Genomic DNA, 26,005 nt, shown 5'->3' on the forward strand with positions numbered 1-26,005 from the left:
GAGCGAACACACAATGACGCAGAACCAGCCTGATCGGCCGCTGCGAATTGGAATGGTGTGCCCGTACAGTTTCGATACGCCCGGCGGAGTGCAGGCACACGCGATTGGCCTGTGCACTGCGCTGCACGCTGCTGGCCACCATGTCAGCTTGATTGGTCCGGGAAGCGGCTCACCGGAGCTGCCCGACTTTTTTGTGCCTGGCGGCGACTCCATCGCGATTCCATATAACGGCTCGGTGGCACGTCTGCGGCTGGGCCCGAAAGCACGGCGGCAACTGAAGCAGTGGTTGCTGGCGGGGCAGTTCGATGTGCTGCATATCCACGAGCCGAACTCACCAAGCTTCTCCATGACCGCGTTGTTGCTGGTAGAGGGGCCAGTGGTGGCTACCTACCATTCCGCGTTGGAACGCTCGTGGGCACTGCGACTGGCACAGCCGGTGCTGACTCCCATTTTGGAGAAGATCACCGTCGGCATTGCGGTGTCGGAGACCGCGAGGACGTGGCAGGTTGAGCAGTTGGGGAAGAACCCGCTGGTCATTCCGAACGGGATCTGGGTCAAGGACTTTCAAGCTGCACCGGAACCGGCAGACCATCCCCGTATTTGTTTCCTCGGCCGTTTCGATGAGCCACGCAAAGGCATGCGGGTACTTATCGAGGCGTGGCCACAGATTCACGCCGCCCACCCAACGGCTGAGCTCCTCGTGGTCGGCGACGGAGATGCAGATGCCGTTCGCCGGGCCTGCCGCTCTGGCAGCGAGCAGATCACCTTCCTGGGTCGCGTGTCGGAAGCTGAGAAGGCGCAGGTCCTGGCTAATAGTGACATTTATGTCGCCCCGCAGACCGGTGGTGAATCCTTCGGAATTGTCCTGGTGGAAGCGATGGCGGCCGGCGCAGCGGTGGTGGCCTCCGACTTGCCGGCCTTTAGCGCCGTGACGAAAAACGGCGCCGCCGGTACGCTATGCACAACCGGCTGCGGTCGCAGTTTTGCCACGGCCATTAACCGATTGCTTAGCGACGATAATGCCCGGCGAAAATTAGTGGCCGCCGGTCATGCCCGAGCACGCGAGTTCGACTGGGGCGTACTGGCAGCGGACGTTACCGATGTGTATCGGGTACTGACAGCAACTGGGGCGAAAGTGAGTGTGCGATGAGCAGCCGAGTGCGATCCACAATGGCGGTAGTATCGGGTGTTGGGGTTAGCCTGATGGTGCTCAGTGCGATCAGCGCTGCTCGACGGCTTGACCAGCTGCACCGGCGAATCGATATGACCCGAGAGATCTGGGAACACGTCAATGAGACAGCGGCGACGCGACCGTCGCCCACAACGTCAAAAAGCAAAGTGCTAGCAGCACACATCTACAATGATGCGGTACGGGAAACCCGACGAATTCGGGATAACCGGATTGTGCGGGCGCTGCGGCTGGCGGGGACGGCTCCGCTGCCGTACTACGTGGATTTGTTGCAGAGTCGATAAAACCCGACCCCAATGGACAGATTTGTCTAGTTACCCACTACGATGTGAAACATTCCAATTCCTTAAACAGGGAGAATCAACGTGAGCAATTCTGAAGCTGCACATGCCCCGAAGGCACGTGCCAACCGAGGCAAGGCTGACCACCTGACCGGCGGTGTCATCATGGACGTGGTGACCCCAGAACAGGCCAAGATCGCTGAAGCAGCCGGTGCTGTCGCAGTGATGGCGCTGGAACGAGTCCCAGCAGACATCCGCGCCCAGGGTGGCGTATCCCGCATGTCCGACCCAGACATGATTGACGGCATCATTGCAGCGGTGTCCATCCCAGTGATGGCCAAGGCTCGCATCGGCCACTTCGTCGAAGCACAGGTCCTGGAATCCCTCGGTGTCGACTTCATCGACGAATCTGAGGTGCTCAGCCCAGCTGACTACACCAACCACATCGACAAGTGGGGCATCGACACCCCATTCGTCTGCGGTGCAACCAACCTCGGTGAAGCACTGCGTCGCATCAACGAAGGCGCCGCGATGATTCGCTCCAAGGGCGAAGCTGGCACCGGCGACGTCTCCAACGCCATCACCCACATGCGCACCATCCGCGCTGACATCAACCGCCTGACCTCCATGGCTGAAGACGAGCTCTACGTCGCAGCTAAGGAACTGCAGGCACCATACGAACTGGTTGTGGAAGTAGCCCGCACCGGCAAGCTGCCAGTGCCACTGCTGACCGCCGGTGGTATCGCCACCCCAGCCGACGCTGCGCTGATGATGCAGCTCGGTGCAGACGGCGTGTTCGTTGGCTCCGGCATCTTCAAGTCCGGTAACCCAGAACAGCGCGCAAAGGCCATCGTCGCTGCAACCAAGCACTACAACGACCCAAAGGTCATCGCGGACGTTTCCCGCGGCCTGGGCGAAGCAATGGTCGGCCTGAACGTGGATGAACTGCCAGTGTCGCACCGCCTGTCCGAGCGCGGCTGGTAAACCAACCTCCGGGCAACAGTTCGGCTGGTAATACTGGAGGAGAACCCTACGACCTGCGCACACCAGTGGTGCCAGGCGCAATGACGAGGAGGACGCCACATGGGCAAAATCGAAGCGGTGCTGAACCTGGAACAAATCGACCTCGATATTTTCCGGGGACCGGTTATTGAAACTAGTCTGCAGCGCACCTTCGGTGGCCAAGTGGCAGCCCAAGCCCTCGTCGCGGTGACCTCCACAGTTGATGGCGACAAGGACGTGCACTCGTTGCACGGCTACTTTGTTGCCCCCGGTCGACCAGAAATCCCCACTGTGTTTCTTGTCGACCGCCTTCGGGATGGCCGCAGTTTTTCCTCCCGAACCGTCAAAGCAGTGCAAAACGGCCAGCCGATCTTCGTGATGCAGGCCAGCTTCCACCGCCGAGACGACGTCGGACCAGAACACGCCGACAAGATGCGCGACGTCCCGATGCCGGAAGATATTGAACCGGAATACGACCGGCTGTCGCCGACCCAAAAACTGCTGCTGAGCGAGTGGAGCGATTGGGACATCCGCATCGTGCCGCAGGACCAGTTCAAACACAACCCTTACACGCCATCGCAGCAGGTCGTGTGGTTCCGCGCGAAGGACCGACTGCCTGATGACGACACCTTCCACGTCTGTACCTTGGCGTATATGTCGGATATGACCCTGCTGACGTCCGCCATGGTGCCGCACCCAGGTGTGCAGGTGCAGGAAGCATCTTTGGACCATGCAATGTGGTTCTTGCGGCCATTCCGCGCTGATGAATGGTTGCTCTACGACCAGGTAGCACCGTCGGCAGAAGGCGGACGGGCGTTGACAAAGGGCAAAATCTTCAACCGCGACGGTGACCTAGTGGCGTATGTGGTGCAGGAAGGTTTGACCCGACTGCTGCGACCTGGCGCCGAGGGCGTGCCGACCCGAAACGGGACCTTTTACACCAAGTAGCGGCCACTGGCCTACAGTGGGATCTTACAATCGAAAAATTTTAGTTCAGGAGAACTTACATGGCAGGCCACTCAAAATGGGCCACAACTAAGCACAAGAAGGCTGCAAACGACGCTAAGCGCGGTAAAGAATTTGCCCGCATGGTGAAGAACATTGAAGTTGCTGCACGCACCGGCGGCGGCGACCCAGCAGCCAACCCAACGCTGGAAGATATGATTCGGAAGGCCAAGAAGGCTTCCGTTCCGAACGACAATATCGAGCGTGCCCGCAAGCGTGGTGCCGGCGAAGAAGCCGGTGGTGCTGACTACGAAACCATCCTCTACGAAGGCTACGGCCCAGGTGGTGTGGCGGTGCTGGTGGAATGCCTCACCGACAACCGCAACCGTGCAGCAGGCGACACCCGCTCGACCATGTCGAAGTACGGCGGCAATATGGCAGACCCAGGTTCGGTTGCCTACCTGTTCAACCGTAAGGGTGTGGCCGTACTGCCAAAGAAGGACCTGACCGAGGACGATGTGCTGATGGCGGTCCTGGAAGCTGGCGCGGAAGAGGTCAATGACCTCGGTGAGAACTTCGAAGTCGTGTCAGAACTGTCGGACTTGAACGCGGTCCGCGACGCGCTGAAGGAAGCTGGCATCGAGTACGACTCCGCCGAGCCGGACTACCGCCCAACGGTGGAAGTGTCGCTAGACCTCGAGGGTGCGCAGAAGATGATGAAGCTCATCGACCAGCTCGAAGAGCTCGATGACGTGCAGAACCTGTTTACGAACATGGATCTGAGCGAAGAAGTCATCGCACAACTCTAGCTTCCAACGCTTGTTCGAGCAGTTGTGCTAATTTGAATGTCTAGGTGGGCTTTCCCGCCTAGGCATTTTTTGATCAGCAGCAGCATAGTGGAAGGCAGGGCAGTGGCGCAGCGTACCGAAGGACAAATCCGAGTCATGGGAATTGACCCAGGCTTGACACGCTGTGGCCTGTCCATTTGTGAAGGCGGTCGGGGTCGAAGCGTGGTCCCGGTGGCTGCGGGTGTTGTACGCACGCCTGCTGATGCTGAGCTGTCGGAGCGGCTGTTGCGGCTGACTGTGGGTGCGGAAGAATGGATTGAGCGCTACCAGCCAGATGTAGTCGCCATCGAGCGCATTTTCGAGCGGTCTAACGTTTCTACCGTCATGCACACCGCGCATGCGGTAGGCGTTTTGGTGTTGGCAGCTGCCCGCAAGAACATCCCGGTGCACATGTACACCCCGTCGGAAGTGAAGAAAGCTATTTCAGGCAACGGCCGGGCAGATAAGTCCCAAATGACCATTATGGTGACCCGGATTCTGGGGCTCGCCGAAGCGCCGAAACCAGCCGATGCCGCCGATGCGTTAGCACTGGCCATTTGCCACTGTTGGCGCGCCCCGATGCTAGCGCGGGAAAAGGAAATCGAAGCCCGTCGCGCTGCGCAGTTGGCGAAGCTGGAGGCTGCCCATGAGAAGGCCCGGCAGGTAGAATCACGTCGGCTGCACCCTGGTGGTAGCGGCCGGAAAACTGGAGGAGTAACCGCATGATTGCGTCCTTGCGTGGCGTAGTGCAAGACATTGGTATCGACTATGCCGTTATTGAATGCGGCGGCATTGGCTACCTAGTCTCCACCACCCCGCGGGTGCTGGGCACCTTAATCCGCGGCGAAGAAGCGAGCTTATTGACGACTATGGTCGTTCGCGAAGATGCCATGACCATCTACGGTTTTGAATCGGCTTCCGCCAAAGACATGTTCGCCACGCTGCAAACTGTATCCGGGCTTGGGCCACGCCTAGCCATGGCAGTGCTAGCAACGCTCACTCCCGCAGAAATCGCGGCAGCGGTTGCCAGCAAAGACAATAAGTCATTGCAGCGAGTTCCAGGTGTCGGCAAGAAAGTAGCGGACCGAATGATCTTGGAGCTCAAAGATAAGGTCGCCGGTTACGCGGAGACCGATGCCGCCGGTGTGAGCGGCGGCTCCGAACCGTCAATAAGCCCACAGGGCGCACGCATTGTCGACCAGGTGGTACCGGCACTGCTGGGCCTGGGATTCAACGAATCCGAAGCAGAAGTGGCAACCGAGCAGGCGCTCAATGAGAATCCTGCGCTTGATGTGTCTGGTGCGCTGCGAGCAGCCTTGGCGCTGCTGGGCCGTGGGAAGGCGAATAGCTAATGGGGGAAGCGCATGAGTGACGTCGAACGCACTGAGTTCCGATTCGCCGAATCTGACGAGCAGCGCGCCGTTGACCCCGTGATGCAACACGGTGAGTCCGACGCGGAGCTGAACCTGCGGCCAAAGTCGCTGGGGGAGTTCATTGGCCAGCCGAAAGTTCGCGAGCAGCTGGAGTTAGTGCTCGCAGGGGCGCGGAGCCGAGCTGTGGCGCCGGACCATATTTTGCTGTCAGGGCCGCCGGGGCTTGGTAAAACAACGCTGGCAATGATTATTGCGCAGGAATTGGGCACCGCACTCCGGATGACGTCCGGTCCGGCGTTGGAACGGCCTGGAGATTTGGCGGCGATGCTGTCGAACCTGATGGAGGGCGACGTGCTCTTCATTGATGAGATTCACCGCATTGCTCGGCCAGCTGAAGAAATGCTGTACATGGCGATGGAAGACTTTCGGATTGACGTCATCGTCGGCAAAGGCCCCGGGGCGACCTCTATCCCGTTGGAAATTCCGCCATTTACCCTGGTGGGGGCAACAACTCGCTCCGGCATGCTCACCGGACCGCTGCGCGACCGCTTCGGATTTACCGCGCAAATGGAGTTTTATGACGCCTCGGACCTGACCCAAGTGGTCGCACGCGCCGCCCGAATTCTTGATGTGCCCATTACTGATGATGCCGCCATTGAAATCGCCAGCCGTTCCCGTGGCACCCCACGCATCGCGAACCGGCTACTGCGCCGCGTCCGCGACTTCGCCGATGTACACACCAACGGCAATATCGACCTTGGTGCGGCGCAAGCAGCGCTGATTGTGTTCGACGTCGACGAGCTGGGTTTGGACCGGCTCGACCGAGCAGTGTTGTCCGCACTAGTGCGCAACCACGGCGGTGGGCCAGTCGGGGTCAGTTCGCTCGCGCTGGCGGTCGGTGAAGAACCGGGCACCATTGAAGAAGTATGCGAGCCATACTTGGTGCGTGCGGGAATGCTCGCACGAACACCACGGGGTCGAGTAGCAACGGCAGCCGCATGGCTGCATCTCGGGTTGACACCTCCAGAAGGCACACCAGGTGCATTGAATTTGCCATAAACCGGCGCGTCGACTGCCCCGAATCGAAATTGTGGGGGCAGTCATGGCACACTGAACGGCATGGAAATGTTGCTAATTGCCGGTGTTTTGCTTCTGTTCCTCATCATGCCAATGATGCAGATCCGGAAGCAGAACAAGGAACTGCAGAAGGTCCGCCAGATGCAGACCGAACTGCAGGAAAACGATCACGTTCAAACTTCCTCTGGTGTGCACGGCATTATTAATGCCGTTGCTGAAGACACCGTGGACTTGGAAGTTGCCCCGGGCGTCATTATGACCTGGGAGAAAATGGCGGTCATTAAGAACCTGACCGCGGAAACCCGCGCCGCTGGCCCTGCGCCAGAAGCTGACGAGGATCCGCAGGCGATTCAGGACGAAACCGACAAGTAACCTCTGCGCACCTACACTTCGTGCCAGCTCCGGCAAGCGCGTACTGTAGGTGCGCACATTGATGCCCAAGCAGGAGCTTCCCACAAGTGATTAAAGCCAAAGCACGCCGCGGCGGTGCATCGAGTCGTTCATGGCCACAATGGGCCATCGTCGGCTTCATTGCGCTGCTGGTCTTGGTATACACCTTGATCTTCACCACCGGTGAGAAAACCCTTTCACCAAAACTCGGTATCGACCTGCAGGGTGGTACCCGAGTGACCTTGGTGCCACAAGGCCAAGAACCAACGAAAGACCAACTCGACCAAGCCCGCATGATTCTGGAGAATCGTGTTAACGGCATGGGCGTATCCGGTGCGGAAGTTATCTCCGACGGCAACTCGCTGGTCATCACAGTGCCTGGAAGCTCCGGGCAGGAAGCCCGTCAGCTGGGCCAAACCACCAAGATGAATTTCCGGCCGGTCCAGCAGCTGTCGGACGTGGACCTAGAGAAGGTCAACCAAGCCACCACTGATATGGCTAACCGCTGGGTCAAAACCGGAATCTTGACTCCGGAAGAGGCCAACACGCGGCTGAAGGAAGCCCACGAACAGTGGATTTTGAGCCAGAAGGCCCAGCGTGACCAGCTTGCGCAGCAGGGCCTAGACCCAAGCGCCATGCCAGAGGTGGACTTTGGCAAGGTGCCGACGGTGACCGAGAAGGCGCCAGAAGAGCCAGCCAACTCGATTGTCGCTGCGGAGCGGCGCGCAGCTGCACTGGACGAGGCTAAGGCTTCCCGCCAGTCTGAAGACCACACCACCATGTACGCGGCAATGGGCCTGATGCGATGCGGTGGCGAGGGTGACGAAGACACGCTCGACCCACTGGCGGGCAACGACGACCCAGCCAAGCCACTGCTGGCCTGCGACACCAGCGATGGCGTCGCAAAGTTCCTCGGCGCTGTGCCGCCGCTGGTTGGCCAGGAGAACGAGAAGGACCCACAGCGACTGACCGGTGAATCTATCGACACTGGCAGCCCAATTTCCGGTGGTCTAAACACTCAGACCGGTGAGATGGAAATTGTATTCAAGTTCAAGACCTCCGATGCCAACAAGGGCGGCGAGACCTGGTCGAAGCTGACCCAGGACATGGTGGGCCAGCAGGTCGCCATCACGTTGGACTCGCAGATAATTTCCGCACCAACTATTCAAGAGCCAACGCCAGCCGGCCAGGCCACTCGTATCACCGGTTCCTTCACCCAGGAAGAAGCCCAGAGCCTGGCGAACAACCTGCGCTACGGCGCACTGCCACTGAGCTTTGCCGGTGAAAACGGTGAAACCGGCGGTACCGTCACGTCCATTCCGCCGTCACTTGGTGCTGCTTCTCTGGAAGCGGGTCTGATTGCTGGTGCCGTCGGCTTGGCGCTCGTCGCGGTCTTCATCCTGTGGTACGCCCGCGCGTTCGGCCTGCTGGCCCTGGTGTCCCTTGCTGGTGCCGGCGCCATGGTCTTCGGTGTGCTGGTTCTGCTCGGCCGTTGGATTGGCTACAGCCTCGACCTAGCCGGTATCGCCGGCATCATCATTGGTATCGGCACCACCGCCGACTCCTTCGTGGTGTACTTCGAGCGAGTCAAGGACGAGGTCCGCAATGGCCGTACCATCCGCTCGGCAGTGCCACGGGCGTGGGAACGGTCGCGGCGTACCATTTGGTCCGGTAACTTCGTGTCCCTGATTGCAGCTGTGGTGTTGTACATCCTCGCCATCGGTGATGTTCGCGGATTCGCATTCACCTTGGGCCTGACTACCATCTTCGACTTGGTGACCGCATTCCTGGTGACCGCGCCGCTCGTTATCCTGGCATCGCGCAAACCTGCACTGCAGAAACCGGCCCTGACGGGTCTGGGCTCGGTGATGAAGGTTGCTCAGCAGCGCCGTGCCGAAGAATCGGCCGCTGAACCTGTCGCTGCCGGCAAGGAGAATTAACAATGACTGAAGCAGCTACGACCACCCAGCAGACCCGGAAGCAGAAGAACACGCTGTCCGGGATTGCCGACGGCATTTCCACCTTCAACTTCATCGGCAACACCAAACGCATTTTCGTCATTACCGGCGTGATTTTGCTGCTGTGCCTCGGCGGCATGGCGATTCGCGGTTTCAACTTTGGTATTGATTTCCAGGGCGGCACCAAAATGACGTTGCCGGCCGCGTCGATTGCCGAAGACAACGCAGCCGATGTGTTCACGGAAGCTACTGGCGTTGAACCGCAGCAGGTGCAGATTGTCGGCCAAGGCGATGCCCGCATCCTCGAGATCACCTCTGAGCGCCTGTCCGAAGAGGAAACCACGAAGGCTCGCCTAGCTCTCTATGAGGAGTTCAAGCCACTGGATGCCTCCGGTCAGGTTTCCCCAGACGCGGTCGGTGACTCCACCGTGTCCGAGTCTTGGGGTAGCTCCATCACCAAGAAGATGGTCATCGCGATGGGCGTCTTCCTCGGCTTGGTGTTCCTCTACATCATGGTTGTCTTTTCCCGCGACATGGCTATCGCCGCCATCGCAGCATTGGCTGTCGACGGCATTGTCATCGCTGGTTTTTACGCCCTGTTCGGTTTCGAAGTCACCCCAGCAACTGTCATTGGTTTGCTGACCGTGCTGTCGTTCTCCCTGTACGACACCGTCGTTGTCTTCGACAAGGTGCAGGAACTAACTGCAGGTTTCCATCACCAAAAGCGCAATACCTACGGCGAGTTGGTTAATCGCGCCGTCAACGAAACGATTATGCGTTCGGTGTCCACCACGGTTATTTCGGTGCTGCCAATTGCTGCGCTGATGGTGATTGCGGTGTGGCTGCTTGGTGTCGGTACCCTTGCTGACCTGGCGTTGGTCCAGTTTATCGGCATTATTGAGGGCGTATTCTCCTCGATTTTCCTGGCTTCGCCAATTTTGGTGTGGCTGCATTCCAAGCGCGCCGCCGTGCAGAAGCATAACCGCGAGGTTGAAGCGGAGCGTTCCGGCACTGCGCTTATTGACGGAAGCAGCGACGCAGCATCGGAAGAAAATGATGAGGCGCAGTCCTCGGATAAGGCACCACGCCGCCAGGTTGTGGTGGAAACTCCTACTGCTCCTGAAACCGGCGGTACCTGGCGTCCGGGGCAGTAGTCATGCGTGGTTGGCGGAAGACTGCAGCCGCTGTCATGGCGGCAGTCTGTGTGGCAGCCACCGCTGCCTGTAGTTCAGAACCGGAGGATGTCGCTCCGGAAGAACGTAACTTCCCGAAAGCGGTAGGCGTGGCAATTGGCTCGACTCCGCTGACCACTAACGCCGCCACGTTGGATGGCGCAGTCGCGGGCACGCGGGAAGTGATTTCTCGAGTGCTACCTGGCGCATTTTTCTTCGGCCCCGACGGTCAGTTGATTCCCAACTCGGACCTGCTTACGACTGAAGAGCTGCCTGGAACTCCGCGTCAAATCCGCTACACCTTCAATTCGAAGTCTGCTTGGTCCGATGGCCGACCAATGGTGTGTGACGACTTGCTTCTGTCGTGGGCGGCCGGATTGCACACGGACCACTTCAATGCATATTCACCGCTGACCGATATCGTCACCAAGCTTGATTGCCAAGCCGGTTCCCGGGAAGCAACCGTCACCCTCAAGGACGGTGTGGACGATGGCTGGCGGGGACTATTCCCAGCCGGAACGATTCTGCCGGCCCATATTGTCGCCCAACATGCCAACGTTCCGGACATGGTGGCGGCACTTACTGAGCAGCAGCCAGAAGAGCTGGATCGCATTGCCCACGCATGGGAAACCATCTTTGACCTAGATCCGACTCAACAGATCGATGAGCAGGTGCAACTGTCGTCGGGCCCATACAAACTATCTAGTTTCGCCGAACACGGCGGGCTGCTGTTGGTGCCTAATGAGCACTGGTGGGGCGATAAGCCGCATATTGAACAAATTATGATGTGGCCACGCAATGCGAACTATGCGCAGTTGCGGGAGGAAAGGAAGCTGCATCTGGCTGATTTGCATGGCGGGGAAGAGGCCGAGTGGGCAGCACCTGCGGAGAACTTGCCAGCGATGAAGACCGTGACGCGGACCGGCACGCTGATTGATCAGCTCACCATTTCTGATGTCGGCACATTAGCGACGCCGGAGGCACGGTTGGCATTTAATGCCTGCCTGGACCGGGAGAAAGTTGCGGCGGCATCGGGCAGTGTTGCCGGAGTGGACGTAAAGCCAGCCGCAACACGGTTGCTGCCTGGTGACCATCCGGCATTCGGTAACGTGAAGCAGCTCGAGCAGGCTTACCTGCATGCTGATGCCGCTGCGGCGCAGCCACTAGCTGGATCGACTATCCGAGTGGCGTACCACGACAGTGATGCCCGGTATGCTGCAATGGTGAAGTCGATGGCGGATAGTTGCGCAGAACATGGCATCACCGTGGTGGATGTCACCAAAGAACTTGGTGACAAAGCTGACCTGTCAGCGCTTAAAGACGCACCGAAAGCCGATGCCTTCTTGCACGCAATTAACCCGGACCTAGTGTTCCAAGGCATCGGTACCCGTCAGGGCACTGTGCATGCTGACCTCGGGCCACGGGAAGCTCTCATTGAGGCGGAGAAAGCGCTGTGGGATACAGTCCCGACCATTCCGCTATCAGTTCAACCGAGGACGTTTGTGACCTCGGACCGAGTAGGTAACGTAGTAATTAACACTAGCGAGTCCGGTTTAGGCTGGAATATGGACCGCTGGACCGACAGTGAAAGTGAGTAGGAATATGGCCTACGCTGATGTGCAATTAGCTTTGCAGGACTTGATTCGGAAAGTTCCGGACTTCCCAATGCCCGGCGTCGTTTTTGAAGACCTGACCCCCGTGCTCGCTGACGCTGACGGATTCCGGCTCGTCACCACAGCTCTTGCCGAAGAAGCACAACGCTACGGCTGCGATATTATCGCCGGTCTTGACGCCCGCGGTTTCCTACTTGGCGCAGCTGTCGCCCACGAACTTGGCCTCGGCGTATTGGCCGTGCGTAAACAGGGCAAACTGCCACCATCGGTCCTCACCGAAGAATATGACTTGGAATACGGCTCGGCGGCACTGGAGATACCATCTACTGGTGTGACCGTCGCAGGCAAACGAGTCGTCATTATTGATGACGTGTTAGCAACTGGCGGCACCATGGCCGCGGCGAAAAACCTGATGGAACGCGGCGGCGGAATCGTCACCGGTACCGCAGTGGTTATTGAAGTGCCTGGCCTTGGTGGCCGCGAACGCCTAGAGCCAACCCCAGTGTCAGTACTGAAAGAGGCCGTGAATGGCCAATGAACGAGGAGCGAGGTTCTATAGTGCACGGCTAGCGCGCAGCCTGACCGGAACTCGGTCAAAGTTCAACCCGGTGATCAACCCGCTGGTGGCGTTGCACCGAGAGTTCCATCCGAAGGCAAACTTCAGCGCATTGTCTCGGGCGTATGAGACCGCGGAGCGGCTGCACGAAGGCGTATTCCGTAAATCGGGTGAACCGTACATCACGCACCCGCTGGCGGTGGCAACCATTGCAGCGGAAATCGGCATGGACACCACCACGTTGGTGGCGGCATTGCTGCATGACACTGTCGAAGACACTGACTATTCGCTGCAGGACCTGGAAAATGACTTCGGCGCGGAGGTCGCGCAGCTTGTTGATGGTGTGACCAAGCTCGACAAAGTGGCGCTGGGGTCCGCTGCGGAAGCAGAAACAGTGCGCAAAATGGTTGTAGCGATGAGCCAGGACCCGCGGGTGTTGGTGATTAAAGTCTGCGACCGCCTGCACAATATGCGCACCATGCGGTTCTTGCCGCCGGAAAAGCAGGTGAAGAAGGCCCGAGAAACTCTGGAAGTGATCGCGCCGCTCGCGCACCGCTTGGGTATGGCCAGCGTCAAGTGGGAGCTTGAAGACCTTGCTTTCGCGATTTTGTACCCAAAGAAGTACGAAGAGATTGTGCGGCTGGTTGCCGACCGGGCGCCCCAGCGTGACGAATACCTGAAGAAGGTCGTTGAGGAAGTCACTGCGGACCTAAAGAAGTCGCATATTGATGCGGAAGTCATGGGCCGACCAAAGCACTATTGGTCTATTTACCAGAAGATGATTGTCCGCGGACACGAGTTTGACGAGATTTTTGACCTCGTCGGCATCCGGATCCTGGTGGACACCACTCGCGACTGTTACGCCGCAATCGGCGCTGTTCACGCGTTGTATCAACCGATGCCGGGGCGCTTCAAAGACTATATTTCCGCGCCACGTTTTGGTGTCTATCAGTCGCTACACACGACCGTGATTGGTCCGGGCGGCAGCCCACTGGAAGTGCAGATCCGCACCCACGAGATGCACTTCAACGCCGAGTTCGGCGTTGCGGCGCACTGGCGCTATAAGGAAGCCAAAGGCAAAAACGGGCGGGAAACCGCGGAAGTTTCGCAGATGGCGTGGATGCGCCAACTGCTGGATTGGCAGCGCGAAGCCGCCGACCCGAATGAGTTTTTGGATGCGCTGCGTTATGAAATGACTGCGGCGGAGATTTTCGTCTTCACCCCGAAGGGCGACATTATTACGTTGCCTACTGACGCAACCCCGGTGGACTTCGCTTATGCGGTGCACACCGAAGTGGGGCACCGTTGCATCGGGGCGAAGGTTAACGGCAAGCTTGTGGCGCTGGAATCGACACTGAAGTCTGGTGACCGGGTGGAAGTGTTTACCTCCAAGGACGACAACGCAGGGCCGTCACGGGACTGGCAGAGCTTCGTGGTCAGTCCGCGCGCTAAAGCCAAAATACGGCAGTGGTTTGCCAAGGAACGCCGCGAAGAGGCACTCGAATCCGGACGAGACGCGTTGGCCGCGGAAGTCCAGCGCGGTGGCTTGCCAATGCACCGCCTGTTTACACCAGACGCCATCCGCACCGTGGCTTCCGAACTGAACTACCACGACATCGATTCGCTCTATACCGCCATCGGCGAAGGCTCTTTGTCAGCACGGCATGTGCTCAACCGGCTGGTATCGCACTACGGCGGCTTGGACGAGGCGGAGGAAGTTCTCGCGGCGCGGACACCGCATTCGCAGTTCTCGGATGCGCGGCGTCAAAAGAGCAGCGGTGGCGTGTTGGTGGAAGGCTCTTCCGACATGTTGGCAAAGCTGGCCAAGTGTTGCACCCCAGTGCCTGGTGACGCCATCTTTGGCTATATCACCCGCGGTGGTGGTGTGTCGGTGCACCGCAATGACTGCACTAACGCCGAGAAGCTCAAAGCTGACGAAGAACGCATTGTAAAAGTCTCGTGGGCATCGGAGCTGTCGGGCAATGTCTTTGGTGTATCCATTCAGGTGGAAGCTTTGGACCGGCACCGGTTGCTGTCTGATATCACTCGTTTGATTTCCGATGAGCATATTCCACTGCTTGCGGTGGCGTCACAGACGTCACCAGACCGAGTAGCAACCAGCCGGTTGACGTTTGAAGTGTCCGATACCAAGCAACTGGGGTACATCATCCGCAGGCTGCGCGATATCGAAGGTGTATACGACGTGTACCGCGTGACCTCGGGCGGCTAATCAGCCCGACCACCCAGCGGTTAGTGCGGATAGCGAAGAGGCGGCGAACCTCGGTCTTGGTTACCGAGCGTTCGCCGCCTCTATTCGTCAATAAGCCCAGAAACTAGGACTCAATGACCACCTGTTCAATGCGCACTTCGTCCTTTGGCTCGCCGTCGCCGGCGGCAGGCTGACCTTCCGGCTCAGCAATGCCCTTTTCGGCAATCTTATCCAGCACCTTCAGACCATCATCGCTGATCCTGCCAGCCACGGTGTACTCCGGGGCAAGTGGGGAATCCTTGTAGGTGAAGAACATCTGCGAACCGGTCGAACCTGGGGTGGCCTTCTTCGCCATTGCCAAGGTGCCACGCTCGTAGAGGGACGGTGCGACCGATGGGGTATCGCCCATTTCGTCGCCTGGGAACTCTTCCTTCATGGTGTAGCCTGGGCCGCCAGCGCCGGTGCCGTCTGGGTCACCGCACTGTAGGACGTAGATGCCGTCGGTGGTCAGGCGGTGGCACTTGGTGTCGTCGTAGAACTTTTGTTCAATCAGCGACTGCACGCTGTTGACGGCACATGGAGCCAAGTCGCGGTCCATCTCCACGGGGATGTCGCCCTGGTTGGTTTTGAAAACCACGGTGACCTTGCCGCGCGCCGAAATATTCTCGGTCTCCGGCTTGGTCACATCGCGCGATGCCTTCATTGGCTTGCCATCTGGACCCATCTCATCTGGGTATTCGCAGGTGACATTAGCCGGCAGTGGGGTGGTGCGTGCGGTCGGCAGCGGCTGTGCTTCTGGGGTTTCCGGAGTGGAGGTTTCCTCTTCGGACGCCTGGATTTCTTCCTCGGACTGACCGTCGCGGGTCGCGGCGAACCAAATACCGCCGACGAGCACGACGATGATGGCGAGGGCGGCGACGACTACACCTAGCGGTCGCAGCTTCTCTGCGCGTCGGCGCGCCTTGAGTTCTTTGTCCAACTTCTTCAGCGATTGTTCGCGAAGTTCCCGATTACTGGTCACGATTCTTGATGTCCTTCAAAGAAATGGGCAATACATTCTCTTCGAACGATTATGCCCGTTAACCTTCGCGTTGTGTTGCTAGGGTCGGGTAGTATTTCTTCAGTTCTATGTTTGCCAGGGAAAGGAAATTCCGTGCGAGTATTCGCGTATGCAACCGGGCCGTTGCAGACTAACTGCTATGTGGTTGCCCCGGAGGCGAAGTCGGAGGTCGACGGGCCAACCAAGTGCATCGTCATTGACCCTGGTTACGGCGCTGCGGACTGGATTAAGCAACTGTCCGCGCAGGAGGATATCCAGCCGGCGGCCGTCGTGCTGACCCACGGTCACCTAGACCACACCCGCGATGTTGGGGACGTGCGCGCGAACTGGGATGTGCCGGTCTACATCAACGAAAACGATAACTTCATGCTGCAAAACCCGCGGTTGTCGCTGTCGCCGGCATTGTCGCGAGGGTTTGACATGCAGAATATGGAAGCAGTCACCGACGCCATCACTTTGACTGACGGCGAGCAGATTTCCGCCGCCGACCTGGACATTGTGCTGCACCACGCCCCTGGCCACTCGCCGGGCTGCTCCATGCTGCAGATCGGGAACATCCTCTTTTCGGGTGATGTGCTGTTCAAGGGCGCAATTGGGCGTGTTGACGTTATGGGCGGCGATCCGGAAGCGATGATGACCTCGCTGAAAACAAAGGTGCTGCCGCTGAAAGACGCCACTGTCGTGTACCCAGGCCACGGCCCAGAAACGACTATCGGCACCGAACGCGCCTCCAACCCCTTCCTGCTGGGGCTGTAGTTTTCGGCAACCGGTAGGATTATCGGCGTGAGTGACAAGTCGAAGATTCAGCCGTTTTCCGCACCTAAGGGTGTTCCCGATTATGTGCCGCCGCAGTCGAATGAGTTCGCTGCGGTGCGTAACACGTTCCTGCATCAAGCGCAGTTGAGCGGTTTTGAGCACATTGAACTGCCAATCTTCGAGGAAACCGGCTTGTTCGCCCGCGGGGTGGGCGAGTCAACTGACGTGGTCTCCAAGGAGATGTACACCTTTGAGGACCGCGGCGGCCGCTCGGTGACGCTGCGGCCGGAAGGTACCGCTGGGGTGATGCGCGCGGTGATTGAACACAATCTGGACCGTGGCCAGCTCCCAGTGAAGTTGGCGTACGCAGGCCCGTTCTTCCGCTACGAACGCCCGCAGGCGGGCCGATACCGTCAGCTGCAGCAGGTGGGTGTGGAAGCCATTGGTGTTGATGATCCTGCGCTGGACGCAGAGATTATTGCTTTGGCTGACCGCTGCTTCCGCTCCATTGGGCTGACCGGTTTCCGCTTGGAGCTGACCAGCTTGGGCGATAACACCTGCCGTCCGCAGTACCGCGAAGCGCTGCAGAAGTTCCTATTTGATTTGCCGCTCGATGAGGAAACTCGTCGCCGCGCAGAAATTAACCCGTTGCGAGTGCTGGATGATAAGCGCCCTGAGGTCCAGGAGATGACCGCGGATGCGCCGTTGATGCTCGACTACCTGTCGGATTCTGCTGCCGAGCACTTCGAGGCAGTCAAGGGCTACCTCGATGCCATGCAGATCCCGTATGTCGTGAATCCGCGGATGGTGCGCGGCTTGGATTACTACACCAAGACCTGCTTCGAGTTTGTGCACGATGGTCTGGGCGCGCAGTCCGGTATTGGCGGTGGCGGCCGTTATGACGGTTTGATGGAACAGCTTGGTGGCCAGCCGCTATCGGGTATTGGTTTCGGTTTGGGTGTTGACCGTGCGTTGCTCGCCGCAGAGGTGGAGAAGGCGCAGGTCGGCGATGGCCGCCGCGTTGACGTCTACGGTGTACCGCTGGGCGATGCTGCCCGCGACCAGATGGTCACCATCATCAACGATCTGCGCCGCGCCGGTATTCGCGCCGACATGGCCTACGGCGGTCGCGGTCTTAAGGGCGCGATGAAGGGTGCGGACCGCGCGGGTGCCCGCTTCGCGTTGGTCCTTGGCGAGTCCGAACTGGCTGCCGGCGAAGTGCAGGTCAAGGACCTTGCCGCCCACGAACAGCACACGGTGGGACTAACCGGGCTTGTTGACGCTTTGCTGCAGGAACTCAAGGCCTAGCCAGCAGCTCTGACTAGGCATGTGCGCTTAGTGACCGTCATGGCCAGCGAGGAGCTGGGAAAATGGCGTGACTTCTTCTTCGGGGTCGACGCCATTTTTACGTTGGCGGGTCAACACCGGGGAACCATCAGCACCAATACCGGACAGGCCGCCGACGGCGCCGGTTTCACTGACTAGTTGCTGCGCCAATTCGCTCGCGGCGCGCGCAACGCGGCCGGCAAGCTCCGTCGAGCTGAAGTCCGCAGTAGCGGCAAACACACCGGTAGGTAGCACGACTGCACGCAGGTAGCTAAACAGTGGCCGCAGCGCAAAGTCGAGTACGAGGGAGTGGCGCTCTGTCCCGGCAGTCGCAGCAATCAGCACTGGCATGCCATTGATGGCATCCGGATCGAGGGTGTCGAAGAACATCTTGAACAGCCCGGAATAGCTTGCTGCGAATACTGGCGTCACCACGATCATGCCGTCGGCTTGAGAAACGCTTCGTTTAGCGTCATCAAGCTTCTTACTACCTAAACCACCGCCGGTCATGGCGTTTGCCAAGTCGACCGCGAGGTCGCGGAGCTCAATGTGGGTGATGCTGAGTTCCTCGCCGCGCGCGGTGACGGCAGCGGTGGTGGCTTGCGCCAATTGGTTAGCTAGGTTTCGGGTCGATGATGGGGTGCCAAGACCCGCCGATATGACGGTGAGTTGTCGCATGATGGCTCCTTTCTATGCGGTGTTCGGACAGCTACTTTCCAGTAGCCGCTGGCTGGACCTGGAAGTGCGGTAGGTCGCGGTGCTCAGCCAGGAACTGGTGGGTAGGTGGATTGGATGGGACGTGTTCTGGGCGGCGATCCTCGAAGCGGCGGCGCAGCTCTGGAACAACTTGGGTGCCCAGGATTTCAATCTGCTCCAGCACAACCTCTAGCGGTAGGCCAGCGTGGTCAATGAGGAAGAGTTGACGCTGGTAGTCGCCCACCCAGTCGGCAAACTGCAACGTGCGGTCAACGACCTGATCAACGGTGCCGACGGTCAGCGGAGTGAGCTCCTCGAACTCCTCCAGTGACGGTCCATGGCCATAGACCGGGGCATTATCGAAGTATGGTCGGAAGAACTTCTTAGCTGCTTCTTCGGTCTCGCCGATGAAGATCTGACCGCCCAGGCCCACAATTGCTTGGTCAGCCTGGCCGTGTCCGTAATGCTCGTAGCGACGACGGTAGAGGTTGACCATCTTCGCGGTGTGTTCCTTATTCCAGAAGATGTTGTTGTGGAAGAAGCCGTCGCCATAGTAGGCGGCCTGCTCGGCGATTTCGGTGGAACGGATGGAACCATGCCAGACAAACGGTGGCACACCATCGAGTGGCATCGGGGTAGAGGTATAGCCCTGCAGTGGAGTGCGGAATTTGCCCGACCAGTTGACGACCTCTTCTCGCCACAGACGACGAAGCAGGTGGTAGTTTTCGATGGCCAGTGGGATGCCTTGGCGGATGTCTTTACCGAACCAAGGGTAGACCGGGCCGGTATTGCCGCGGCCCATCATCAGATCCATGCGACCTTCGGCAAGATGCTGCAGGAAGGCGTAGTGCTCCGCGAGGTTGACTGGGTCGTTGGTGGTGATGAGGGTAGTCGAGGTCGACAGAATGAGGTTCTCGGTCTTCGCCGCAATATAGGCCAAATGGGTGGTCGGCGAGGAGGGCACAAATGGCGGATTGTGGTGTTCGCCGGTGGCGAAAACGTCGAGGCCGGCTTCTTCGGCTTTCAGTGCCATGGCAGTCATGGCCTGGATGCGTTCTGCCTCAGTTGGGGTAGTGCCAGTGGTTGGGTCGGTGGTGACATCACCGATGGTAAAGATGCCGAATTGCACGAGAACTCCTAGTTTGTTGACGTGTCATCTAATTTCCATATCGTACAACCTCGAGCCCTTGGGGTCTATTCCCAAAGCCCGCCTTAACGCGCACCATTTCGGTCTTAATACAGTTCGAGCGCATCAATGAGGCGAATCAAGTCGCCACCACCAATTACCCGCACCGGCTCACCATCAGCGTCGCCGGACTCGGTCAAAATGACCGTGCGTGGAATGCGATTGCGCCTACTTGGGGTGGTCAACGTCTCAATGACTTCAAAGCCAGTCGCATCCGCGGGCAAAAACACCGCATGATCGCCGCGTTCGGCATAGTCGAGCACATCCGAAATAGCGCGGGCATCCAGGTGGTCATTATCGTCTAAATCAGCTGCGACCCAGCGCGCAATGGTGTTCGTGGTCAGCAACGCCACGTATTTCTTTCCGTCATAGACCGGGAACTGTGAAATGGGAGTCTTCCGCATGATCCTCAGCGCCCGATGAATCGACTCATCTGGGCGCATCACAATCACGTCCTGCTTGCCCAATAAGTCCATCGCGGTTGGTGGATCTGTCAATAAGCCCCGAAGAGCGGTGATTTCTGCAACGGTCTCGGGGAGCGGTTCTGCAATCGGCTGGCCGTTTCGGTAGCGGCCGTGGCTAATGGCATTGCGCAGGTCAGAATAGGCACGCAGCTGATTTGCTTGGTGCTCGTTAATCCAGTTCTTCTTCAGAAACAGGCCGACCATCCACTTGAAACTGTCCGTCGGCCGCGCCTGCAATTCCTTGCGCATATGAGCTTCGATGTCATTGAACACAGCAATGAACTCGATGGCACGGTTTGGAGCGGAGTACTCGGCGGAGGTCATACTTCCCACACTAGTGGGAAGCGGCAGCTAACTCGCGGTGCTCATGACAACTTGCAAGCAGTCGGCATCACCACAGTGGCGATTTTCGGGGACTTTGGCGCATTCCTCACAGACCAAGGTCTGCTTGCGGCAAGCCAGGTTGGTGCAGTTGACAAAGTTGTTGGTCTCGGCGCCGCAGTGGACGCAGTGGCCGAGCTGCACATAATCGGGGTCCTCGGTGCCCTCGCCGAACTCCATATGCATCCGGCGGTCAAAGACATACAGCGAGCCTTCCCACAGCCCTTTGTTGCCGAACTTCTCGCCGTAGCGGACGATGCCGCCATCAATTTGGTAGACCTCTTTGAAACCGCGGTTCTTCATGAGCGCCGAGAGGATTTCGCAGCGAATACCGCCGGTGCAGTACGAGATAACCGGCTTATCCTTCAAATCGTCATACTTTCCGGACTCCAACTCCTTGATGAAGTCGTGGGTGGTTTCCACATCCGGCACAATGGCATTTTTGAACTTGCCGATCTGCGCTTCCATCGCATTGCGGCCATCGAAGAAGACCACGTCGTCGCCGCGTTCTTCCACCAGCTGGTTCACTTGCTCTGGTTTCAGATGCACGCCGCCGTCCATGACACCGTGTTCGTTAACTTTCAGCTCACCCAATGCGCCGAAGGCAACAATCTCATCGCGCACCTTCACCGACAAGCGTGGGAAATCTTCCGCCCCGCCCTCGGACCACTTGAACTCCATCTTGCCGAAGTACTCCCGGCACGCCTTGATATAAGCCTTGCAGGAGTTGATGTCGCCGCCGACCGTGCCGTTAATGCCGTGTTCGGAAATCAAGATGCGGCCGCGCAGACCGTGGCGTTCGCACAATTCCCGCTGCCACAACATCACTGCCTTCGGGTCAGCGATGGGGAGAAACTTGTAGTAGAGAAGGATTTTGCTCAGTTGCTGCACGCTTTCCGATCCTAGTCGCCAGCTGCGCCGCAGCCTAATAGCTGACAGTGCTCGCAGGTTGCCCGTACTGCACGGAGATATACAGTTGTTTCATGAACGATCCCCTTGTCCCCGCACCGCCGGTAGTGCCTACTCAGAAGACTGGTTCCGAACCTGTCATTGGTGGCAACGGCGAGCCGAAGGGGACACTGCTTGATTTCTGGCGATGGGCTCCAACGGCTTCAAGGCGGAGGTAAAGTCTGCCGCGTACCTGCAGTCATGGCGGCAATCCACGTACTCGCGTCCGTCATTTGGTGTGCGTGAAGCCACCAGCTGGTCCGCTAACACCAACGCATGGGACGGCCATAGTGACCTTCGAAAGCCTGGCCGACGCTGTCCAGAAAGCTGCTCAGAACAGGTGATATTGATGGCACCGATCGCAAACGCCGCTCTCCGGTAGGGGAGAGCGGCGTTTTGTAACCGTCAAAAAGCTAATGCTTAGCGAGCGGCTTCAATCTGTACTGCCTGAGCAACAGCCTGGATAACAGCAGCAACCTTGACTGCTTCCCAGACCTGTTCCTTGGTCAGGCCTTCTTCACGAACCACCTTGTCGTGCGCGGTGACGCAGTTTTCGCAGCCGTTGATGGTAGAGACAGCCATCGACCACAGTTCGAAGTCAGCCTTTTCAACGCCCGGCTTGCCGATGATGTTCATCCGCAGACCGAACTTGACGTTGGCAAAGTCGTCGCCCAGGAAGTGCTTCGCGCGGTAGGCCACGTTGTTCATGGCCATCACGGTTGCAGCGCCAAGAGCAGCTTCGAATGCTTCCTCAGACAGGTGCTCCTTGGCTTCCTCGGAAACTTCAGCCAGCACGGTGTCGTTGCGGGTGGCTGCAGCGCAGGCTAGCAGGGTGCCCCACAGCTGCTGCTCCGACAGTTCGGTGGAGCGGGTCAGGGAACCCAGGTTCAGCTTCTGGTCCTTGGCGTACTCAGGAAGACCAGAGCGCAGGTTTTCAATCGACATGTGTTACTTCAGCTCCTCGGACAGAACGTCCATCTTGTTGATGACCTTGGTTGGGTCGTTTGCCTGCCAGTTGCAAGCGCACACTTCTTCAGACTGCAGTGCGTCCAAAACGCGCAGCACTTCGTCAACGTTGCGGCCGACAGCGTCAGGGGTGACGGACACGAACTGGATGATGCCGTCTGGGTCAACGATGAAGGTTGCACGGTCTGCAACGCCGTCTGCGTTTTCCACGCCCAGTTCGCGCATCAGGTCGTGGCGGATGTCGGAGAACATTGGGAATGGGACGTCCAGCAGTTCTTCGTTGGTTGCGCGCCAGTTGAAGTGAGAGAACTCGTTGTCACCGGAACCACCCAGAATGACGGTGTCGCGGTCTTCGAACTCTTCGTTCAGCTTGCCGAAAGCAGCGATTTCGGTTGGGCAGACGAAGGTGAAGTCCTTCGGGTAGAAGAAGACGACCAGCCACTTGCCTGGGAAAGCGTCGTGTGCGACGTTGACGAAGTAGTCTTCCGGCTGCGCTGCGTTCACGTCACGCAGGTTGCCGCCCTTGAGTGCGGTCAGGTTGAACTCTGGGAATTTGTCGCCAACAGTGAGCAAAGCCATGTAAAAACTCCTTGTGATGGTGCGGGTACTGGGACGCAGCTTTCGGTTGAGAAGTTTCAGAATCGGAACTCTCTGCCGCGTTCTGGTTCTAAGCCTAAGGAAAACTCCGACTTCCGGCAAGAGGTTTGCCTAATTTATACTGGTCACTGTGATAGCTAATACTTATCAAGATTTCCGGCCCTCATTACCTCAACTCCGCGCCTTCACCGCAATTGCCGCCCACGGCCATTTCCGAGAGGCCGCTGCGAAGCTCGGCATCTCTCAGCCGTCGTTGTCGCAGGCGCTTGCCAGCTTGGAAGAAGGTTTGGGATATCAGCTCGTTGAGCGTTCCACCCGCAAAGTGATGCTCACTGCAGTCGGCCAGGCGCTGTTGCCGTATGCCAACGATGTTCTTACAGCCACCGAGTCTTTTATTGGGCAGGCGCGGCGTTTCGGTGGCACGCTTGCTGGTCCACTGACGATCGGCGTCATTCCTACTATCGCGCCGTATATTCTTCCGCAGCTATGGGTGATGTTGCAGCATGAGTTTCCAGATTTGGAACCGCGCATTATGGAGGACCGCACCGCCCATCTGGTTGACGCCCTCGCAGCCGGCGACATTGACATTGCGCTGATGTCTCCACCCGTTGCGAACAAGGGTTTGACCCGCATCGACTTATACGACGAAGAGTTTTATCTGCTATTGCCGTCGGAGCATGAGCTGGAGGGGCGCCAGGATGTTCCGACCTCGGAGCTGCGCGAGTTGGATTTGCTGCTGTTGGACGAAGGCCACTGTTTGCGTGACCAAGTGTTAGAGGTATGCCGGACAGCGCGCGCCGAGGAGCAGGCGCAAAATACGGATACGCGCACGGCTAGCTTGTCGACATTGGTGTACTGCGTCGCTGGCGGATTGGGCACGACGTTGTTGCCCGCGTCTGCGATCGCATTTGAGGGCAGTCGCGATGGGGTTAGCTTCGCGCGGTTTGCCGCCGAGCAGCGTCCGCAGCGCACAGTGTCGCTTTACTACCGGGCTAACTTTGGGCTCGATGAGGAACTGGCCCGTTTCGGTGAGGTAGTCCGCAAGGCATGGCAGTTGGCGCTAGAGGAAGGCCAGCTCGAGGCTTAGGCACCGCTCCGCGCAGCTATTGCTTCGCCCATCGGTTTTCGGCCCAGCTACTGTTCCGCGCAGGTGTCCAACTGTCGGCTCAGCGCGTCATGCTCTGCCTGGGTCACCCACACATCGTACTTCGCCTTCACCAAAACTAGGCGAGTGGCGTAAAGACAGCGGTAGCTCTTTGCAGGCGGCAGCCAGGTAGCAGCGTCACCAGCGCCCTTCTTCTGATTCAGCGGACCATCGACAGCCAACAGATTCAGCGGATCATTGGCAAAGTCTTTGCGCTTTTGCTCATCCCAGCCTTGCGCACCTTTTTGGTAGGCATCAGCCAGCGGCACCACATGGTCAATTTGAACCTCCGATGAGCGCGGGCCACGTACGAACGCAATCTCTTTTCCGGAATACGGGTCAATGAGCGTGCCACTTTTCGCAACGCAGTCATTCGTATTCGGCTTGATCTCAATATTTGTCAGGTCACGGCGAAGAATGTCATTGCGAGTGTCGCAGCCGTTATGTCCGAACTCCACCGTGACGTCATCAGTCCACGCCTGACCGAAGAAGTCGCGGCTGTACCCAGTTTTCGGGGCGCGCCCTTTCACTTGCAGCTGAGCAAGCAGCGGCCGTACCTGGGACGCTGGCTGCGCAATGTCACTATCGGATGTGCCGGTGAGTTCCGGATAGTCGGCACCGTCCGGTTGCTCCGGCTCCGCGTCTCGGCTTGGGTCGGCATCAAGGCGGTTACCGAAGCTATCCAAGTCACCGAGGTTAGAACCTAGGCTTTCGCTTGTTGACGTATTGGAATCGTCGCTCGCAGTGGCAGCTGATTCTGACGTCGGCGACGGGGCCGGATCGGAAATTGGGGCGCAGGCAGTGAACACCAATGCGGCGCATCCCGCGGCGAGGATGCGAAGGGTGTTACGCAGGGAAAAGAGTGGGGCAGTCACAATAATGGAAAGTATGACACACCGGTCAGACAGCAAATAATCTGGCCCGAACACCTGATCGTATTAGGGGTGGTGCGTCCCCTAGTACTTGTAGACCCCGCGCTCCAAGTAGTCACACTTCTTCATCGAGCCATGCTGATACCCAGTCAAAAAGGCCTGCTTGCGCTGCTTACCGGAGCCGTGGGTCCACAAGTCCGGCTTCACTTCGCCACCTTGGTGTTGCTGGATGGTGTCGTCACCAATGGCCATAGCGGTATCCAAAGCCTGCTGAACCTGAGCATCAGTCAGCTGCTCCAGCAGGGCATTTTCGCCATCGTCGGCGAAATGTGCCCACATTCCGGCGTAGCAGTCTGCTTGGAGCTCAATCTTCACCGCATCGGACTCTGGACCCGGCTGGTTGTAATTGGAACGACCGAGTGTGCCCTCCAACTTCTGGATGTGGTGTCCAAACTCATGGGCGACCACATATTCCTGCGCCAGCGGACCGTCGGAACCACCAAGCTTCGCCAACATGTCGAAGAAAGACACGTCGAAGTAGGCAGATTGGTCAGCAGGACAGTAGAACGGGCCGGTTGACGAAGAAGCGATGCCACAACCCGAGCGAGTGGAATTCGTGAAAATGTTCAAGCCAGGCTCGGTGTATTTCACACCCGACTGACGTTCCAGCTGCTCCTGCCACACTCGGTCCACCGAAATCGCAGTGAACTCAACACGGCAGTCGGAGGACTTGTTGGCATCATCGGAGGTGTTGCACTGACTGCTGCCTTGTGGCAATTCTTCCTGGCCGCCGCCCTGCAATATCGATGGGTCACCGCCGAGCAGCACGAAAAGGCCAACCAGCAGCAGACCACCGATACCGCCGCCGATTGCGATACCACCACCGCCACCGGTGCGGCGCGCGCGGTCGCCACCCTTTTCAATACCTGATTTGAATGTCATACCTAATATATTGCCATGCCAAGCCCCGTCAGTACTGCCCAAAGTCATATGTGTTCAAACGGGCGGGTAGACTGC

General features: G+C 58.5%; 26 protein-coding genes. 17 read left to right on the forward strand and 9 right to left on the reverse strand.

Translation table 11 applies throughout. From position 1 onward, the window contains the following. Positions 1–40: 40 nt before the first annotated feature. The 14 genes from A3EC_RS0104170 to A3EC_RS0104230 all read left to right on the forward strand — a co-directional run bounded on the left by A3EC_RS0104170 (position 41) and on the right by A3EC_RS0104230 (position 14,613). Positions 41–1,150, forward strand: a complete 1,110-nt coding sequence (locus A3EC_RS0104170) for a glycosyltransferase (protein ID WP_026162190.1) — start codon at positions 41–43, stop codon at positions 1,148–1,150. Positions 1,151–1,170: 20 nt separating this feature from the next. Continuing rightward, on the forward strand, positions 1,171–1,473 hold the full coding sequence (locus tag A3EC_RS12870) for a hypothetical protein (RefSeq protein WP_156812818.1): 303 nt from the start codon (positions 1,171–1,173) through the stop codon (positions 1,471–1,473). Between the two features lie 81 nt (positions 1,474–1,554). Further along, entirely contained in the window at positions 1,555–2,454 is a 900-nt protein-coding gene (gene pdxS, locus A3EC_RS0104175; protein WP_018023916.1) for a pyridoxal 5'-phosphate synthase lyase subunit PdxS, read from the forward strand. A 99-nt stretch (positions 2,455–2,553) separates the two neighbouring features. Further along, positions 2,554–3,420, forward strand: a complete 867-nt coding sequence (locus A3EC_RS0104180) for an acyl-CoA thioesterase (RefSeq protein ID WP_018023917.1) — start codon at positions 2,554–2,556, stop codon at positions 3,418–3,420. 59 nt (positions 3,421–3,479) lie between these two features. Continuing rightward, a complete protein-coding gene (locus tag A3EC_RS0104185; RefSeq protein ID WP_018023918.1) occupies positions 3,480–4,226 on the forward strand; it encodes a YebC/PmpR family DNA-binding transcriptional regulator in 747 nt (248 codons plus the stop codon). A gap of 135 nt (positions 4,227–4,361) precedes the next feature. Beyond that, complete coding sequence (gene ruvC / locus A3EC_RS0104190) at positions 4,362–4,970, forward strand: crossover junction endodeoxyribonuclease RuvC (protein ID WP_051061010.1); 609 nt, start codon at positions 4,362–4,364, stop codon at positions 4,968–4,970. Then, entirely contained in the window at positions 4,967–5,596 is a 630-nt protein-coding gene (gene ruvA / locus A3EC_RS0104195; RefSeq protein ID WP_018023920.1) for a Holliday junction branch migration protein RuvA, read from the forward strand. The genes ruvC and ruvA overlap by 4 nt, the downstream gene beginning before the upstream one ends. 12 nt (positions 5,597–5,608) lie before the next feature. After that, positions 5,609–6,676 carry a Holliday junction branch migration DNA helicase RuvB gene (gene ruvB / locus A3EC_RS0104200; RefSeq protein ID WP_018023921.1) on the forward strand — a complete coding sequence of 356 codons (1,068 nt, stop codon included), beginning with the start codon at positions 5,609–5,611 and terminating at the stop codon, positions 6,674–6,676. Between the two features lie 60 nt (positions 6,677–6,736). Further along, positions 6,737–7,066 (forward strand): preprotein translocase subunit YajC, encoded by a 330-nt coding sequence (gene yajC, locus A3EC_RS0104205; RefSeq protein ID WP_018023922.1) that lies wholly within the window; start codon positions 6,737–6,739, stop codon positions 7,064–7,066. Between the two features lie 86 nt (positions 7,067–7,152). Then, a complete protein-coding gene (gene secD / locus A3EC_RS0104210) occupies positions 7,153–9,024 on the forward strand; it encodes a protein translocase subunit SecD (protein WP_018023923.1) in 1,872 nt (623 codons plus the stop codon). Positions 9,025–9,026: 2 nt separating this feature from the next. Continuing rightward, a complete protein-coding gene (gene secF / locus A3EC_RS0104215; protein ID WP_018023924.1) occupies positions 9,027–10,196 on the forward strand; it encodes a protein translocase subunit SecF in 1,170 nt (389 codons plus the stop codon). 2 nt (positions 10,197–10,198) lie between these two features. Next, complete coding sequence (locus A3EC_RS0104220; protein WP_018023925.1) at positions 10,199–11,812, forward strand: ABC transporter substrate-binding protein; 1,614 nt, start codon at positions 10,199–10,201, stop codon at positions 11,810–11,812. A gap of 4 nt (positions 11,813–11,816) precedes the next feature. Then, positions 11,817–12,365 (forward strand): adenine phosphoribosyltransferase, encoded by a 549-nt coding sequence (locus A3EC_RS0104225; RefSeq protein WP_018023926.1) that lies wholly within the window; start codon positions 11,817–11,819, stop codon positions 12,363–12,365. Beyond that, on the forward strand, positions 12,355–14,613 hold the full coding sequence (locus A3EC_RS0104230) for a RelA/SpoT family protein (protein ID WP_026162193.1): 2,259 nt from the start codon (positions 12,355–12,357) through the stop codon (positions 14,611–14,613). Before A3EC_RS0104225 ends, A3EC_RS0104230 begins: the two co-directional genes overlap by 11 nt. Before the next feature lie 103 nt (positions 14,614–14,716). On the opposite strand, the gene A3EC_RS0104235 is transcribed toward A3EC_RS0104230, so the two are convergent. Continuing rightward, on the reverse strand, positions 14,717–15,613 hold the full coding sequence (locus A3EC_RS0104235) for a peptidylprolyl isomerase (RefSeq protein ID WP_018023928.1): 897 nt from the start codon (positions 15,611–15,613) through the stop codon (positions 14,717–14,719). A gap of 132 nt (positions 15,614–15,745) precedes the next feature. On the opposite strand from A3EC_RS0104235, the gene A3EC_RS0104240 reads away from it, so the two are divergent. Both A3EC_RS0104240 and hisS read left to right on the forward strand, forming a co-directional pair. Next, complete coding sequence (locus A3EC_RS0104240; RefSeq protein ID WP_018023929.1) at positions 15,746–16,408, forward strand: MBL fold metallo-hydrolase; 663 nt, start codon at positions 15,746–15,748, stop codon at positions 16,406–16,408. Positions 16,409–16,435: 27 nt separating this feature from the next. Then, entirely contained in the window at positions 16,436–17,716 is a 1,281-nt protein-coding gene (gene hisS / locus A3EC_RS0104245) for a histidine--tRNA ligase (RefSeq protein WP_018023930.1), read from the forward strand. Between the two features lie 27 nt (positions 17,717–17,743). On the opposite strand, the gene A3EC_RS0104250 is transcribed toward hisS, so the two are convergent. From A3EC_RS0104250 to A3EC_RS0104275, 6 genes are all read right to left on the reverse strand, one after another. Further along, entirely contained in the window at positions 17,744–18,412 is a 669-nt protein-coding gene (locus A3EC_RS0104250; protein WP_018023931.1) for an FMN reductase, read from the reverse strand. Positions 18,413–18,443: 31 nt separating this feature from the next. Continuing rightward, entirely contained in the window at positions 18,444–19,559 is a 1,116-nt protein-coding gene (locus A3EC_RS0104255; RefSeq protein WP_018023932.1) for a CE1758 family FMN-dependent luciferase-like monooxygenase, read from the reverse strand. 104 nt (positions 19,560–19,663) lie between these two features. Further along, complete coding sequence (locus A3EC_RS0104260; RefSeq protein ID WP_018023933.1) at positions 19,664–20,404, reverse strand: CBS domain-containing protein; 741 nt, start codon at positions 20,402–20,404, stop codon at positions 19,664–19,666. 27 nt (positions 20,405–20,431) lie between these two features. Continuing rightward, on the reverse strand, positions 20,432–21,352 hold the full coding sequence (gene trhO / locus A3EC_RS0104265; RefSeq protein WP_018023934.1) for an oxygen-dependent tRNA uridine(34) hydroxylase TrhO: 921 nt from the start codon (positions 21,350–21,352) through the stop codon (positions 20,432–20,434). A gap of 477 nt (positions 21,353–21,829) precedes the next feature. Next, positions 21,830–22,354 carry an alkylhydroperoxidase, AhpD family gene (ahpD, locus tag A3EC_RS0104270; RefSeq protein ID WP_018023935.1) on the reverse strand — a complete coding sequence of 175 codons (525 nt, stop codon included), beginning with the start codon at positions 22,352–22,354 and terminating at the stop codon, positions 21,830–21,832. A 3-nt stretch (positions 22,355–22,357) separates the two neighbouring features. Further along, complete coding sequence (locus tag A3EC_RS0104275; RefSeq protein ID WP_018023936.1) at positions 22,358–22,954, reverse strand: peroxiredoxin; 597 nt, start codon at positions 22,952–22,954, stop codon at positions 22,358–22,360. A gap of 148 nt (positions 22,955–23,102) precedes the next feature. On the opposite strand from A3EC_RS0104275, the gene A3EC_RS0104280 reads away from it, so the two are divergent. Next, a complete protein-coding gene (locus A3EC_RS0104280; RefSeq protein WP_245532928.1) occupies positions 23,103–24,059 on the forward strand; it encodes a hydrogen peroxide-inducible genes activator in 957 nt (318 codons plus the stop codon). A gap of 47 nt (positions 24,060–24,106) precedes the next feature. Here the strand turns inward: A3EC_RS0104280 and A3EC_RS11315 are convergent, their stop codons facing one another. Together A3EC_RS11315 and ypfJ are read right to left on the reverse strand one after the other, a co-directional pair. Further along, positions 24,107–24,991: an HNH endonuclease family protein gene (locus A3EC_RS11315; protein WP_342661859.1), complete on the reverse strand. Its 885-nt coding sequence runs from the start codon at positions 24,989–24,991 to the stop codon at positions 24,107–24,109. A gap of 81 nt (positions 24,992–25,072) precedes the next feature. Then, positions 25,073–25,930, reverse strand: coding sequence for a KPN_02809 family neutral zinc metallopeptidase (ypfJ, locus tag A3EC_RS0104290; protein ID WP_018023939.1), 858 nt, complete (start codon positions 25,928–25,930; stop codon positions 25,073–25,075). Positions 25,931–26,005: the final 75 nt, after the last annotated feature.

Source organism: Corynebacterium ulceribovis DSM 45146 (assembly GCF_000372445.1).
Lineage (GTDB): Bacteria > Actinomycetota > Actinomycetes > Mycobacteriales > Mycobacteriaceae > Corynebacterium > Corynebacterium ulceribovis.